The organism is Treponema sp. B152, assembly GCF_024181665.1.
GTDB classification, from domain to species: Bacteria; Spirochaetota; Spirochaetia; order Treponematales; family Treponemataceae; genus Treponema_B; species Treponema_B denticola.
This window is the reverse complement of sequence record NZ_CP058668.1, coordinates 1315804-1331427: the sequence shown is the minus strand read 5'-3', so window position 1 is coordinate 1331427 and position 15624 is coordinate 1315804. Positions and strand designations below refer to the sequence as shown.

Sequence of the window (15624 nt, the reverse complement as noted above, 5' to 3'; positions counted from 1 at the left end):
TATATGCCAACATGTGAGGAATCTTGGGATTTAATTATAGAACCAAAGCGTAAGCTTTTGGATATACCAATCCGTGAAGTAATAAGATATAGGGATCTGATAGCTCTTTTTATAAAGAGAGATTTTGTTACACAGTATAAGCAGACAATTTTGGGGCCATTGTGGTTTATTATAAACCCGCTTATTTCAACGGTAATGTATGCTTTCGTATTCGGTAATCTGGCAAAACTAAGTACTGACGGTGTTCCTCATATTTTATTTTATTATGCAGGCACAATGCTATGGTCTTTTTTTGCAGGTTGTTTTACCGATGCAACAAATATTTTTGTCAACAATAAGGACTTATTTGGAAAGGTTTATTTTCCGCGTTTAACCGTTCCTATAAGCAATATTGCGAGTAATGTTACAAGAATATTGGTGCAGTTTTTGTGTTTGATGGTTTTTTTTGTTTATTATTTAGTAACTTCAGATGTTTTAAGACCTTCTTTGTTAGCTCTTCTTTTTCCTCTTATTTTGATTTGGATTGCAGCTGTTGCAACGGGTATGGGGATGGTTATCTCAGCTTTAACAACTAAGTATAAGGATTTGAGACTCCTCGTAAATTTTGCCTTAAATCTTGCAATGTATGCTACGGCTGTAGTTTATCCGGTATCTCAAATTCCTCAACGATTCCATTGGGTTTTATATGCTAATCCCATGAATGCTCCTATTGAACTTTTTAGGGTTTGGTTTTATGGAGCCGGAGGAATTCCTTCCCAGGCAATTATTTCAAGTATTTTGCTGACCTTTTTATTTTTATTTTTAGGGCTTATTATGTTTAATCAAAATGAGCGTAATTTTATTGATGTGGTGTAGAGATTGAAATGTCAAATACAGTTATAAAGATAGAAAATCTTTCAAAAATGTACAAGCTTGGGGTTATCAATAATGGAGCTCTTTTTAGGGATATTCAAAGTTGGTGGGCATTAAAACGAGGAAAGGAAGACCCTCACGGAAAAATAGGGGCTGATAAGTATGAAGACTCCGATACCGAATTTTGGGCCTTAAAAGATTTAACTTTTGATATTAAGCAAGGGGACAGGGTTGGTATAATCGGTAAGAACGGAGCCGGTAAGTCGACTCTTTTAAAAGTGCTTTCCCGTATAACTACTCCTACTGAAGGTGCTGTAAAGATAAAGGGGAAGGTTTCAAGCCTTTTGGAAGTGGGTACGGGGTTTCATGGTGAACTTACCGGACGTGAAAACATTTATCTTAATGGTGCGATTCTTGGTATGAAAAAACGGGAGATTGACCGTAAACTGGATGAAATTATAGATTTTTCAGGTATTGAAAAGCACATAGATACACCTGTAAAACGGTATTCAAGCGGTATGTATGTCCGCCTTGCCTTTGCTGTTGCCGCTCATTTGGATAGTGATATACTGATAGCCGATGAGGTGCTGGCTGTAGGTGATGCAGAGTTTCAAAAAAAAGCTATTGGAAAAATGAGCGATCTTTCGACCTCTCAAGGGCGTACAGTGCTTTTTGTCAGTCATAATATGGCAGCAGTAAAGAGTTTGTGTAATAAGGGTGTCATTCTTGAGAAAGGTAGGTTGAAATTCACAAGTGATAATATTGATGAAGCGATTGGAAAATATCAGGATTTAAATATTACTAAAGTATCAGAAGAATATATTTGGCAAAATGTAAACAAATTAGAAAGTGAATTTATTACGATAGATAATATTAAAATCATTTCACGACCTGATTCTAACAATATAGAAAAGTATCTAATACAGGGTAATAGCTATTTTTTAAAATTTAATATTTTTATAGATAAAAAAAACCCTTTATTAACTCTTTATTATATCATATATACTGAACTTGGAGTAAAAGTAGTGGAATCTGCTTTTTCTGATAGTGGTAAAGAAGTTAGCGAAGTATTAAATGAGGGCTATAATATTGTTATTGCTGAACTACCTACGAAAGACTTAATGCCTGGAAAGTATAGGATTGAAATTTTATCATCTATAAAAAATATTGAATATATTATAGATTATAACACTATAGAATTGGTAATCACATTATTACCTAATGAAAGCTGTATGCCTCTTTACAAAAATAGAAAATCAATTCTTTTTACGAATAAAAATTGGAGTATTATGCATTAAGGAATAACTATGCGAAAAGTAATTAATTTTTTAAAAAAACTAAATAATTCCATAAATTATGTTAATAAACTAAATAATGAATTAAGTATAAATAATGACTACTACATATCCAGAATGCTTGTAGAAAATAGAATTCTGTTGAAAAAAAATACTCAGCAGAAATTAAATGTTGTTTTAATTGCATTTGAACCTGAAACATGGTTAATGTTTCAATCCATATATGAAACATTTAGTAAATCTGAAAAAATAAATATGACAGTCTTTGTTATTCCATATGCACATTCAACATTGCCGGAAGGTGTTTATAAGGATGACGGTTTAAGAGAATATCTTGACAGTATTGACGTTCCATATATTTATGGGTACAACGAAAAAACAAATACATGGCTTGATTTATTTCAATTGCGTCCTGATTATGTATTTTATCAAGCCCCTTATAACGGGATGTATCCTGAAACTCTAAAAAGCGGTTATGTAAGTCGCTTTGCACAAATATGCTATCTACCTTACGGGGTGTCTCTAACGAAAGGAGAAATAGAAGAAACTATTCACCCTATGGATTTTTTTGATAATGCTTTTTTTTGTTTTGTTGAAACTGAAATGCATAAACAGAATTTAATTGTCTCATTACAGGATAGAGGTGGGGCTATTGCAAATCAAAATGTAATTGCAGTGGGTTCGACAAAAATTGAACAATTATATAAAAACTATCAGCATTCAGAAAGAGGAAAATATTTCACAATATTGTGGACACCGCGGTGGAATACAAAAGAAGGGGTGTGTACATTTTTTGATTATTACGATTCGCTTATAAAGTATACGGAACAAAATGAAAACATTAGATTAATTTTTCGTCCACACCCTTTGGCTTTTCAAAATTTTATTGCAACCGGAGAGTTGACATTAAATGAAGTTGATAACATTAAAAATAAATTTTCCGGAGAAAAATTTGTACTAGATATGTCAAGTAATTATTTGCCCAGTTTTAATGAAGCAGATATATTGATAGCTGATATTACTTCTTTAATGTATGAATTTTTTCCTATGAGGAAACCTATTATTTATACACATAAAAAAAATATTTTTAATAACTTTGGCGAAGATCTTTCAAAAGGTTTTTATGTAGTATCGGATAAAGAGGAGCTTTTTGATACTTTAAATTCTATTAGGGAAGGTAAACATCTGCTGAAAAAAACAATTAAACAATTAAATGATTTATATTTTTCTGACATGAATGCTTCAGAAAAAATATTGGAGATTTTGTTATCATAAATATAGTTTGAATATAGATTAGAGGATGATGAATGATATCTGTTATTACACAAAAAGAAATCCAAGATTTAAATCTTTGGCCTGAAACTACTGAAGAGTGGATTGTTAATTCTTTTTTGCTAAAAACTTCTTCTGATTTACCTGCGAAAGTTGTACAGGTTCCGTTTAAAGGTGCATTTATTACAACAATGCCTTGTATAATTCCTGATCAAGAAGTTGGGGGCGTAAAAATTGTTTCAAGATATCCAGATCGTAAGCCGTTAGTACAGAGTACTATAAATTTATTTTCTTTAAAAACGGGTCAGCCTATAGCTTTTATGGATGGTTCACTGATAACAAATCTTAGAACAGGAGCAGCAACTGCTATTGCAGTAAAACTTTTAGCAAAGAAAAATTTTAAAACTATAGGATTTGTAGGTTTAGGTACTGTCGCAAGGTTTGTTATGAATAGTTTGTTGCCTATAATTAAAGAGAAAAAAATAGAAATTAATTTGTTTAAATATAAAAATCAAGCGGAAATATTCGCAAATGAATTTAGTGATTCCAAAAGAATTAAATTTAACATTATACAGGCTGAAGACAAGAAAAATTTTATTGGGTCTTCCGATGTTATAATTTCTTGCGTTACTTTTGCGGATAAATATTTTGCAGATGAACAATTGTTTCCTAAAGGAATATTGCTTGTGCCTGTTCATACCAGAGGGTTTCAGAATTGCGATAAAGTTTTTGACAGAATATTTGGAGATGATACAGAACATTTGAAAAAATTTGAATACTTTAATAATTTTAGATACTATGACGAACTTGTGAATGTTATAAAAAACGAAAGTAAAGGGCGGCAAAATGATTGTCAAAGGATTATTTCATATAATATTGGAATTGCTTTGCATGATATTTATTTTGCGTATCAGATATATAGAATGCTGGAAAGTTCATCTCGGAAAATTTTTATTTGAGTATAGGTTTGTTTATCAAAGATGTATAGTGTTCCATAGCGGTTATTAAATAGAATTTTATAGGGAAATAATTAATGTCAGAATATAATGACTTCACTATTATAGGAACGACAGGTTTTGGTGAGTCTGGCAGTTCCGCATTAACAAATATACTGGAAGAATTTGAATGTGTTTCAACTGTTATTGGGGGTGCAACATTTGAATGTAAATTTTTCAGTAATAACTTATTTCAATTGGAAACAGCTTTGAGAAATGAGCTCTTTGTAAATGCCGCTGTTAAAGAAATGTTATATCAAGCAAAACTCGCATCAAATGATCAATTCTATATAACGAATTTTGGAAAAGATTTCTTTTTTAATTCCACAATGGAATATATAAAGACTGTCACAGGTTCATGGCTTGGAGGAATGTATTCAGAAAGAGACGCTGATTTAATTCCTAAGGAAGAAATTAAGAATTTTAAAAGGGCAAGATTCCTTTTTGATAATTTATACAAAAATAAATATGAACTTTATGAGCAATATTATTGGAGGCCATCCTTTCAAACACTTACTGAACAATACTATGGAAAATTTGACAATGAATTTTATAAAAAAACACAAGTATATACTTCAAAAATTTTTACACCAATAGCTCAAAATAAACGTTTTATTTTGGTAGATGCTCTATTTCGTCCAGAAAGCGTAATACATGAATTAAATTGGTTTTTAAATGCAAAATGTTTAATTGGCGATAGAGATCCACGAGATTTATATGTGATAAATAAAATGTATAAAGGAGAACCATATCTTCCTACATGGACAGTTGAAACGTATATTGATTGGTTTAAAACCTATAGGAGCTGTAATAGAAGAAATGCAGAGCATTTTGATACAATTCTGCAACTAAAGTTTGAAGATTTAATTTATAATTATGAAGGAAGTTTAGCAAAAATTAAAAAATTTTTAGACTTAAAAGATTCGGAACATATAAAAAAAGGACAAATATTTATTCCGGAAAAATCAAAAACAAATACGCAGTTGTTTAGAAAATATCCGAAATATGCAAAAGATATTGAAAAAATAGAGAAGGAATTGCCTGAATTTTGTTATCCTTACTCCGAAACACAAATACGTCATTTTCTTCCTGAGGAAATAAAAGGTGAGAATAGAGAAACACTGGAAGATATACGCAAAACCGTTTGTATTTTTCAAAAAACGGGAAAGCTGCCGTTTTCAAATAAACAAGGCGCTTTTTTGTTCTCAAAATTAGGAGAACTAATACAAAATTTTAAAGACAGAAAAACGATATTTTCAAAGATAAAAGGCATAATAAAGCTGATATTGTTTTTTCCTTATTATCTTGCGGATTTTTATAAGCAACTTAAGTTTCTTAATGAATATCAAACCAAAAACAAAGATAAGGTTGTGGAATTTAAATAATATAAGTTATAAACATGAATGATACGATAACAGTAATAATCCCTACCTATAATAAAGCCGATTTTATTTCTCAGACAATCGAAAGCGTTTTGCAACAAACGTATAAAAATTTTGAAATTGTTATAATTGATGATTGTTCAAGCGATAACACAGAGGGTGTGGTGCAAAAATACCTATCTGACAAGATACGATATTTTAAACATAAAACAAATTGGGGACCAGGTGCAACTTTTAATGATGGAATAGAAAAGGCGCAGAGTGAATATGTTACGCTTATTGCAAGCGATGATATTTTATTACCCAATCATTTAGAGCTGATAATGCAAGAATTTAAGAAAGATGAACATTTAGATGTCGTATTTTCAAGATTGGCTGTAATTGATGAAAACAATAATATCACGAATGAAAGAAGGATTAATACAAACAAAGATAAATACAGCTTAATAAGACAAGCCTTTTATGTTAGTAATATTTTTCCCGCTCCAGGGATTACTTTTAATAAAACGTTTTTTAAACAAATTGGGCTATTTAATACTGGTTTAATTTTAATGCATGATTATGCACTAAATATAAAAACGGTTGTATATGGGCGATTTACAATTTTACCTCAAATAACTGTTTATTATAGGCGTTTCTCTGATAATAAAAAAAATCTTAGTGCTCTCGGTGAGTGGCAGCATAATTGTGAAGTTTTTGAGCGCAACATCGTTAGAGATATTATTTTTGATTCTATACCTAAAGATGAGTTTACCTCCTTTTTCCCTCAGTTTACTAATGTCGGTAATACTGAGTATACCGATTTTCTTTTGATAAAAGAGGCTTGTCTTTCGCAGTCTCACGATCTAAATGAATGGGGGTTTTCCAGGATCCAAAAATATTTAGATGATAACCGTGATTTTTTTACTAACAATGTTTTTAATTTTCAATACACTGATTATATAGACTTATATAAGAAAAGGATAAAGCTTAACTATACCCAGCTTACACGTAAGCAAAAGCTAATAAAAATGCTGAAAAAAATAATTAGAAGCACGATCGGTAGATTGTACAAGATGCTATAAAGAGTACTATATATAAAAAAATCATTGGAAGGTTTTGATGAATTGTCCTGTTTTTTCGATTCTAATTCCCGTATATAATACGGAATGTTATTTAACTCGTGCCTTAGATTCAATTGTAAATCAGAGTTTTGATTTAGACAAAGTGGAGGTAATTGTTGTCAATGATGGTTCTCCTAATACCGATCTTTGTGATAAAATCGTAACTAATTATTCAAATACTCTTCATATTACCTACATAAAAAAAACTAAAAATGAAGGATTATATTTAGCAAGGAAGACAGGTGTTGAAAATGCACATGGGAAATATTATTTAAATCTTGATGCTGACGATGAACATACTCCTGAGGCTTATGAAACACTTTTTAATGTGTTAAAAAAACATAAAGAGCAGGATTTGGACTATATTGAATTTCAAATTTATGAAATTGGAAGTAGAAAAAAACCTTACACATATCCTATATGTGATAATAGAAACCTTGATATATTATTACAACAAGAAATATGGACATCAATGTGTTATCGGTGTTTTAATACTGACTTTTTAAAAAAAGTATATTCAAATATGAATAATTTTTATGCTGTAACAATTGAAGATTTTTATCAAAGTGTTATATGCGAATATTATTCAAAAAGTAAAATTTCTATTCCGGAATTTTTATATAATCGTTATTTAGATATAGGAGTTTCTTCACAACGCCACTATGATGATATTGAAATATTTCTTAAAATGCAAATAAGTGTTGAAAATGTTTTTCATAATATTTATGAGTTTTTTCATTCTAAAAATATTTATAACTATGATATTTATCTAAATAAGTTCTATAATAAATTTTATATAGATGCCTTAGATATAACTTCAAATACAATGGTGATTGATATAGCTTTAGATAAAATTGATGATAAGTATCTTCATAAATATTTAATCGAACAATATAAAAACTTGTCTCATAATATGACAAGATATAGAGCCTTGTTACCAATAGCAAGTCGGTTAACTAAGCCTATGAAGTTTTTAAGCTCTATTAAAAGTTATTTTAAATTACACAACAATTTCTAGACAATATATGCGAAGAGCAAAGATAATACAATTATTTACAATTACAGATTCTCGAGGAAGTTTATCTTTCTTTGAAGAAAATAATCCTATTCCATTTAAAATTCAATCCTCATATTGGATATTTAATGGATGTCAAAGACAAGATTATGCACATAAAGAGAGTGAAGAATTTATAGTTGCGTTATCAGGTCATTGTGACATTATTATTGATGATGGAAAAATAAAAAAAAAATATATGCTTACTAAACCTTCTTATGGATTATATATACCTGATTTACATTGGAGTAAAATAGAAAATTTTTCCAAAGACTTTATATTGCTGGTTATTACTTCTTCTGAAATTGATAAAATAGATTGCATTTATGATTATGATGAGTTTTTAAATTTGCTAAATAAATGAAAAAATATAATGTGTACAGTTGTTCTGTTATTGAACTGAAAAAAGAATATTTATTGGGCGGCTATATGCTTGGCATCGGAAATAATAAAAATATTCCCTTTCAGGTTAAGAGGTGTTATTATATATATGATGTTCCAAACAATAAAAAAAGAGGAGCGCATGCTCATAAAAATTTAATACAGTTAATGATTGCAGTTTCAGGTTCTTTTGATATATGCCTGGATGATGGATTGAATAAACAAAGATTTACTTTAAATTCTCCATATCAGGGTTTGCTAATTGTTCCCGGTATTTGGCGAGATTTGAAAAATTTTTCATCGGAAGCTATTTGCTTAGTGCTTACATCTGAATATTATACTGAAACCGATTATATCAGAAACTATGGTGAATTTTTAAAATATCGAAAAATAAATGAATTAGGGATATGACAAAAGTGTTCAGAATAGAATCGTATGAAAAAAAATACGAGCAGCTTTGGGATGATTTTGTTTTAAATAAATCGATTAACGGAACTTTTTTACAAAGTCGAAGGTTTTTAAATTATCATCCTGAAGATAGATTTGAAGATTGTTCTCTTTTAATTTTTAATCAAAAGGATAACTTGGCGGCTGTAATTCCTGCTTGTAAGGATCCTAAGGATTCGGCTTGTTTTTTTTCTCACAAAGGTTCTACCTACGGCGGCATAATTATTGATAAAAAACATTATTCCAGTAATAGCCTTTTGGAAATAATTGAATCTTTTGAACGGTATTTAATAGAGAATAGATATGCTTTCGTCTATTTAAAAATAACACCGGATATTTTATCTATTGAAAGTCCTGCTCTTTTGGAATATCTTTTGTATTATAAAAAATATCAACAATATTCCGAACTGAATACATATATTGATTTGGAAAATTATGATGAAGATATTCTTTCTAACTTTTCTCAAGGCAAAAGAACAAATATAAACAATTGCTTGAAGATGGAACTGCAATGTGAAGAAATAGAATCAAATAATGAAATAAAAATATTACATGAACTTATAAGTTTAAATTTACGAAAATATGGAGTTTCCCCTGTTCATTCATTAAATGAGTTTATTGACTTAAAAGAAAAATACATTATTGATAATATTTCTTTTTTTAAATGTATGTTAAAGGAAGATATAATTGCCGGAGCCGTAGTTTTTTATTTTCCAAAAACAAAAACGATACATACTCAGTATTTATGTTCTAAGGAAGAATTTGCAAAATTAAGCCCAATGAGTTTTATGTATTATTCTATGATAGTTGAAGCAAAAAAAATAAATTATAAAAGAATTTCTTGGGGCGTTTCAACCGAGAATTTCGGGCGCACTTTGAATCAAGGTTTATTAAAAAATAAAGAATCCTACGGCAGTACTTATTCGATAAATAAAACTTTTTATAAAATGTTAACACTGGAGATATAAATGCGAGATATAGAAAAATATGGAAAAGATTATAAAACAAAAAATCAAATATCGAGGTAAGTATGTATATCCCTTTTTTATCATTGCAAAAAATAACTGAAAGTTTTGAACCGGTTCTTTCTCAAAAAATAAATAAAGTTGTAAAAAACGGCTGGTATGTTCATGGCGAGGAATGTAAAGTATTTGAAAAAAACTTTGCACAATTTTGCGGAGTTAAGTATTGCATTGGCGTAGGAAACGGTCTTGAAGCTTTAAAATTGATTCTCCGTGCTTACAAGTTGCTTGGTGTTTTTGAAGAAGGTGATGAAATTATTGTTCCTTCAAACACTTTTATAGCTACTATTCTTGCAGTGAGTGCCGAAAATTTGACGCCTGTTTTTGTAGAACCGGATATTGACGATTATTTAATTGATGTAAAAAAAATAGAAGATAAGATAAGTTCAAAAACAAAGGCTATTATGCCGGTGCATTTATACGGCAGACTTTGTAATATGGAGGCTATTACTGCCTTTGCAAAGCAGCACAACTTAAAAGTGATTGAAGATGCGGCTCAAGCACACGGCGCAAAACAAACCGAAAAACGAAGCGGAGCTTTCGGCGATGCCGCAGGTTTTAGTTTTTATCCGGGTAAAAATTTGGGCTGTTTAGGCGACGGCGGCTGCGTTACAACTGATTATGACGAACTTGCAGATGTCGTACGAAAGCTGGCAAATTACGGGTCAAGTATAAAATACGTGCACGAATATAAGGGAGAAAATTCCCGTCTTGACGAAATACAGGCCGCCGTGCTCTCGGTAAAACTGCAAAGACTTGATGCGGACAATAATCGCCGCCGTCAAATCGCAGCGATGTATAATGCCGGAATAAAAAATAAAGCTGTTATTTTACCTAAACTGCACCAAAAAGAAGAACACGTGTGGCATATCTATTGCGTTCGAGTTCAAAACAGAAAAACCTTCATTAATTATTTAAAAGATTGTGGAATAGAGACGGTTATTCATTATCCGACTCCGCCCCATAAACAAAAAGCATATAAAGAGTTTTCTCATCTTTACTTACCGATAAGTGAAAAAATACATGCAGAAGTGGTTAGTCTTCCGATGAGCCCTTTATTAATCGATGAGGAAGTTAATTACGTAATTGAAAAAGTAAACGAATGGAAAAACTGAAACTTCTTTTTATTACTTACACACATTCGAACGGAGGCGGAGCCGAAAAGGTTTTAACAACGCTTGTTAATAATTTGGATGCGGAAAGATACGATATTTCTATTTTTGAAATAGTAAAGTATGATGTTAAATGTGAACCTGTAAATTCAAATATTAAATTACTCCCACCGCTTTACCATTGTAATGATCGAGATTATAAAATTAAGGTATTAGACTATATCCTTGAACAAAAACCGGAAATTATCAGAGCTCTGAATAATTTTGATGCATACGATGTTATAATTACATGGAATTATCAATTACCATCATTTATGCTTCCTGCTTTTTCCGAAAAAAAAACGATAGCCTGGTTTCACGGAGCTATTGATGATTTGGATATTTCAGATAATTTAGCTGCTGTCAAAAGTAGGTACAATCTGCAGAAAAACGCTTGGGGCTTTGCTGATAAGGTCGTTACGATTTCACATAAATCGCTGCAGTCTCTGGAAACCGTTTTTCCGGAATATATGCACAAAGCGCAAATAATTTATAATGCGTTCGATGCAAAAATTTCAAAAATAAAAGCAAGCGAAAAAATTGAAGACATTTATGAAAACTGTTATTTACCGATTATAGTTTGCGCAGGACGATTAGATAAAAATAAAAATTTTTCACTTCCTGTAAAAACCGTTGCAAAATTGAAAACAGAGAATGTTAAATGTGTTTTATTTATCATCGGCGAAGGGGTAGAAAGAGAATCGCTTATGCGATTAGCGGCTGAATCGGGTATAACTGATTCAGTCTTTTTTTTAGGCTATAAGCAAAACCCCTTACCTTATATCAGCCGGGCACAATTGTTATGTGTGTCATCACTGGCAGAAGGTTTTCCTACTGTTGTTTTGGAATCTATGGCTTTAGGCAAGCCCTTTGTAACAACACCCGTCGCAGGGGCTTCTGAAGAACTGGCTGACGGCGGAAAATGCGGCTTGGTTGCCGACTGGAATGTTGACGATTATGCTGAAATGGTAAAGATGTTATTAACCGATAAGACTCTTTATGATAGAATGTCGGAAAATTGTATTAAAAAAATACAAGAATTTTCTATAGAAAATACTGTGAAGCAGTTTGATATTCTTATTGCCTCTTTACCTGAGAAAAAGGATATACAAATTTCTTGTCTTTCAAAACAAGAAGCCTTTAAAAAAGTAAAAGCTGTATATGTGTGGCACCCCGATGAAATAATAAAAAGGATAAAGTTTTCAATTACAAGATTTGCCTCCCGTAAAACTCTTTATCATTTTATGCTTTTAGGTTATCATATTTTGAATTTGTTCCGCTACATACTTTGTACTCCGGTAAGAATATGTACAGCAAAAAAAGTGTTATTACGAAAGGATTCCTTATGAAATACAAGGCATTACCTTTTAGTATTTTAACATCAACAGGTTTTGGCGGAACGGGAAGTTCTGCCGGAACAAATATCTTGGAAGAGTTTTCTTCCGTAACGAGTTTTGGTAATGGTTTTGAATGTACTTTTCTGCATGAGGCTGATGGGCTTTTTGATTTGGAAAAAGCTTTTACGGAAGGGCATCGTTTAAAAACGGATTTAGCGATAAAACGTTTTTTAACTTTAGCTGAAAACTTACAGAATGAATACTATTATAAAAAATATTTTGGCAATTTATTTTATTCTTCTGCAGAAGAATTTATTAAATCAATCATTGATTGTAAATGGAACGGCTGGTGGCACCGCTCGCTGGAAACAAAAAAAATATCTGCAAAAGAATATTGGCGTTATTTTTTTGCTCAACTATTTTTTGAAAAACTATACGAAAAAAAACATTTTAGCAGTTATGAGCCTGACAGCTGGACTCCTTCTTATCACCCTGTATCACCATATTACTACGGTTTTAAAAAAGATGACTTTTATGAAAAAGCAAAACAATATATAGCAAATGTATTTTCAAATCTTCCTATTTCAACAAAATATGTAGTCTTTGACCAGTTGTTGCCGGCATACAGCATCGGTAACTATAGCCGGTATTTTGATTACATAAAAATACTGGTAATAGATAAAGACCCTCGTGATTTGTATTCGGTAAATAAAAGTGAATGGGGAGTGGGGTTTATTCCTTCAGATGTTGATGAATTTATAAACTGGTATCGTGCTACTCGTTTTGAAAGACACAAAATAAACACCGAATGGAAAGATAGGGCGTTATTTCTTTCCTTTGAATCTCTTATATATGATTATGATGCTTCACTTGAAAAGATAAAAACATTTACGGGATTAACAACAGAGGAACATGCATGGAAAAAGAAATATTTTGATCCTGCGAAATCAATTGTAAACACTCAAGTTTATAAAAGATATCCGGCGCTTAAAGAAGATATAAAAAAAATAGAAAATGAATTAAAGGAATTTTGTTTTCCTTTTGAAAACTATCCTCCGATATCGATACCTGAGTTCCCTGATACGCACATTTTTATTGGGGATATTCAAAAAGCTTCTGAATATGTGCAATATCATGGAAAATTACCGCAAGAATATACAAAAAAAACATTTTCTCTTATTGTCAATGCTACCCATTTTGTATCAACGATAAAAAGTTTTAAAGTGCGCAAAACCAAAAAATTAAAATGTAAAGGCGTTATTAAACTGTGCATATATTTACCGCTTTTTCCGTTTGAATTTATATTTTTTACTTTTTGTTTTTTTTATTCTCGAAGAGGTAATATATGAAATTTTCGATTATAATGCCTGTTTATAACACCGAAAAATACGTTGAAGTTGCTATTTTATCCGTTTTAAATCAGTCTTATGACGATTATGAACTTATTTGTGTTAATGACGGTTCAACGGATGGTTCGGCACAAATCTTGTCTGCATTTGCGGATAAAATAAAACTAATTCATAATTATTCTAATAAAGGACCTCATTGTGTACGCAAAGTTGGAGTACAAAATGCTTCGGGCGATTATATTTTGTTTCTGGATTCGGATGATTGGTTGGAATGTGACGCATTAAAAATATTGGCAAAAGAGTTGAGTAACAGTAGACCTGATTATATAGAATTCGGCTATTATATGGTTTATGCTAATGGGCAAAAAAAAATATGGCGTTTTTCAAAAGAAGATAAGACAAAAGAAATTACTGATGTGTTATTATCAAAAGCTAATCATACATTGTGGAATAAGTGTTATAGTGCGAATATTATAAAACCAATTTACGATTCTTTACCGGATTTTTATGCTGTATTTAGCGAAGATTATTATCAGATGGTAATAATCGAATGTCATATTAAAACACGAAAAATTATTAATATTCCCCTCTATAATTATCGAATGACAACGGGGATAAGCAATATTCCATATTATGATAACCTTGAAAAGGTAAAAAATATCGACATAAGTTTGAATAATATAACTCAAAATCTTTTTTGGTTTTTTGAAAAAGAAAATTGTTCGGAATATATGCAGTATGTTCGGCGTTATCTTAACACAATCTATTTGGAAATTTTGGAACGTACTGCTTCGCCTGAAGTTATCAATATTATACAAAATCGGTTTGGTGCTGACGGTATGATACCTTTATTGATGCAGGAGATAAATGCATTGCATACAAAAATCGTCAAAAATGAACAGGAGTATCGTCCTTTGCATATTTTTGCGGTGTTGCTGAAAAAGCCGTTTAACGGTCTAAAACGTTTGTTGGGAAGATGAGTATGTACGATTATTTATTTTCGATTTGTATTCCTGTTTATAATACGGAACCATATTTGCCTCGTGCATTGGATTCTATAGTAAATCAAACCTTTGATACAAAAAAAATAGAAACGGTTATTGTCAACGACGGTTCACCTTGTTCAGAGGAGTGTGATCAAATAATAGCGGAATATTCAAGCCGCTTATCAATACAATATATCGTGAAAAATATAAATGAAGGACTTTTTTTAGCCCGCAAAACTGCTGTTGAGAAAGCGGCTGGGAAATATATTTTATTTTTGGATGCAGATGATTCATTAGAAGTGCATGGTTTACGAATTCTGTCTGATAGTCTTATCGATGAACCGGATTATGTACAGTTTAGGATATATAATGTACTGGGTTGTGAAAAATCGCTTTACCATTCGGTTTTAGAAGATGAAACGCATAAAACTTTAGCAGATGTTTTGCAGAATAAAGCTATACATAATCTTGTTAATAAGTGCTATAACGCACAACTTTTAAAACAAATTTACGATACAATTTCCAATTCTTATGCAGTTTATGCGGAAGACTACTATCAATCAGTGATTATAGAATATTTTTCGAACAAGAAAAAATTTATTGATATTCCGCTTTATAATTATTTTCGATATATTGGTATTACATCAAATAATACTTTTAGTAACCGAGAGAAACTCATACGCATCATTGAAAGTTTTCAAAATATTGAAAAAAATCTTGTTTCATTTTTTGAAAAAAATAATGAACAACAATATGTACAATATGTAAAAGATTATATTAGGGAACTGTATATTAATTTTGCGTATTGGACTAATTCACTACATAGTATTATGTTCGTAATAAGACAATTGCCTAATGAATATCATGCTATTAGATTAACGATATTCAAGAGATTCCTTATGCATAATATTAAACAGCTTATCAAGAATATATTACCGTATGGATTTGTGTGTTTAATAGTTGCACGGAAGAATAAAGTATGTATTTCTAGTAACTGA

The 15624-nt window shown here is 30.9% G+C and carries 15 protein-coding genes; all 15 read left to right on the top strand.

Going from position 1 to position 15624, the window contains the following annotated elements; all coding sequences use genetic code 11:
- The first annotated feature begins 3 nt into the window (after window positions 1-3).
- Window positions 4-855, top strand: coding sequence for an ABC transporter permease (locus HYB91_RS06220; RefSeq protein WP_002678002.1), 852 nt, complete (start codon window positions 4-6; stop codon window positions 853-855).
- A gap of 8 nt (window positions 856-863) precedes the next feature.
- Window positions 864-2150 (top strand): ABC transporter ATP-binding protein, encoded by a 1287-nt coding sequence (locus HYB91_RS06215; protein WP_002678004.1) that lies wholly within the window; start codon window positions 864-866, stop codon window positions 2148-2150.
- Window positions 2151-2159: 9 nt separating this feature from the next.
- Entirely contained in the window at window positions 2160-3422 is a 1263-nt protein-coding gene (locus HYB91_RS06210; protein WP_002678005.1) for a CDP-glycerol glycerophosphotransferase family protein, read from the top strand.
- Between the two features lie 32 nt (window positions 3423-3454).
- On the top strand, window positions 3455-4378 hold the full coding sequence (locus HYB91_RS06205; protein ID WP_002678007.1) for a hypothetical protein: 924 nt from the start codon (window positions 3455-3457) through the stop codon (window positions 4376-4378).
- A gap of 74 nt (window positions 4379-4452) precedes the next feature.
- Window positions 4453-5799 (top strand): sulfotransferase family protein, encoded by a 1347-nt coding sequence (locus HYB91_RS06200; RefSeq protein WP_002678009.1) that lies wholly within the window; start codon window positions 4453-4455, stop codon window positions 5797-5799.
- Window positions 5800-5813: 14 nt separating this feature from the next.
- The gene (locus HYB91_RS06195; RefSeq protein WP_002678010.1) at window positions 5814-6860 is read left to right on the top strand and encodes a glycosyltransferase; all 1047 of its coding nucleotides are present in this window, start codon (window positions 5814-5816) and stop codon (window positions 6858-6860) included.
- A 37-nt stretch (window positions 6861-6897) separates the two neighbouring features.
- Complete coding sequence (locus tag HYB91_RS06190) at window positions 6898-7917, top strand: glycosyltransferase family 2 protein (RefSeq protein ID WP_002678013.1); 1020 nt, start codon at window positions 6898-6900, stop codon at window positions 7915-7917.
- Between the two features lie 7 nt (window positions 7918-7924).
- Entirely contained in the window at window positions 7925-8317 is a 393-nt protein-coding gene (locus HYB91_RS06185; protein WP_002678015.1) for a sugar 3,4-ketoisomerase, read from the top strand.
- On the top strand, window positions 8314-8745 hold the full coding sequence (locus tag HYB91_RS06180) for a sugar 3,4-ketoisomerase (protein WP_002678016.1): 432 nt from the start codon (window positions 8314-8316) through the stop codon (window positions 8743-8745). Before HYB91_RS06185 ends, HYB91_RS06180 begins: the two co-directional genes overlap by 4 nt.
- Window positions 8742-9749 (top strand): hypothetical protein, encoded by a 1008-nt coding sequence (locus HYB91_RS06175; protein WP_002678018.1) that lies wholly within the window; start codon window positions 8742-8744, stop codon window positions 9747-9749. The genes HYB91_RS06180 and HYB91_RS06175 overlap by 4 nt, the downstream gene beginning before the upstream one ends.
- A gap of 62 nt (window positions 9750-9811) precedes the next feature.
- A complete protein-coding gene (locus tag HYB91_RS06170) occupies window positions 9812-10918 on the top strand; it encodes a DegT/DnrJ/EryC1/StrS family aminotransferase (RefSeq protein WP_002678020.1) in 1107 nt (368 codons plus the stop codon).
- Window positions 10906-12303, top strand: a complete 1398-nt coding sequence (locus HYB91_RS06165) for a glycosyltransferase (protein WP_002678022.1) — start codon at window positions 10906-10908, stop codon at window positions 12301-12303. The genes HYB91_RS06170 and HYB91_RS06165 overlap by 13 nt, the downstream gene beginning before the upstream one ends.
- Window positions 12300-13640 carry a hypothetical protein gene (locus HYB91_RS06160; protein ID WP_002678024.1) on the top strand — a complete coding sequence of 447 codons (1341 nt, stop codon included), beginning with the start codon at window positions 12300-12302 and terminating at the stop codon, window positions 13638-13640. The genes HYB91_RS06165 and HYB91_RS06160 overlap by 4 nt, the downstream gene beginning before the upstream one ends.
- The gene (locus tag HYB91_RS06155; RefSeq protein ID WP_002678026.1) at window positions 13637-14620 is read left to right on the top strand and encodes a glycosyltransferase family 2 protein; all 984 of its coding nucleotides are present in this window, start codon (window positions 13637-13639) and stop codon (window positions 14618-14620) included. The genes HYB91_RS06160 and HYB91_RS06155 overlap by 4 nt, the downstream gene beginning before the upstream one ends.
- The gene (locus tag HYB91_RS06150; protein ID WP_002678028.1) at window positions 14617-15624 is read left to right on the top strand and encodes a glycosyltransferase family 2 protein; all 1008 of its coding nucleotides are present in this window, start codon (window positions 14617-14619) and stop codon (window positions 15622-15624) included. The genes HYB91_RS06155 and HYB91_RS06150 overlap by 4 nt, the downstream gene beginning before the upstream one ends.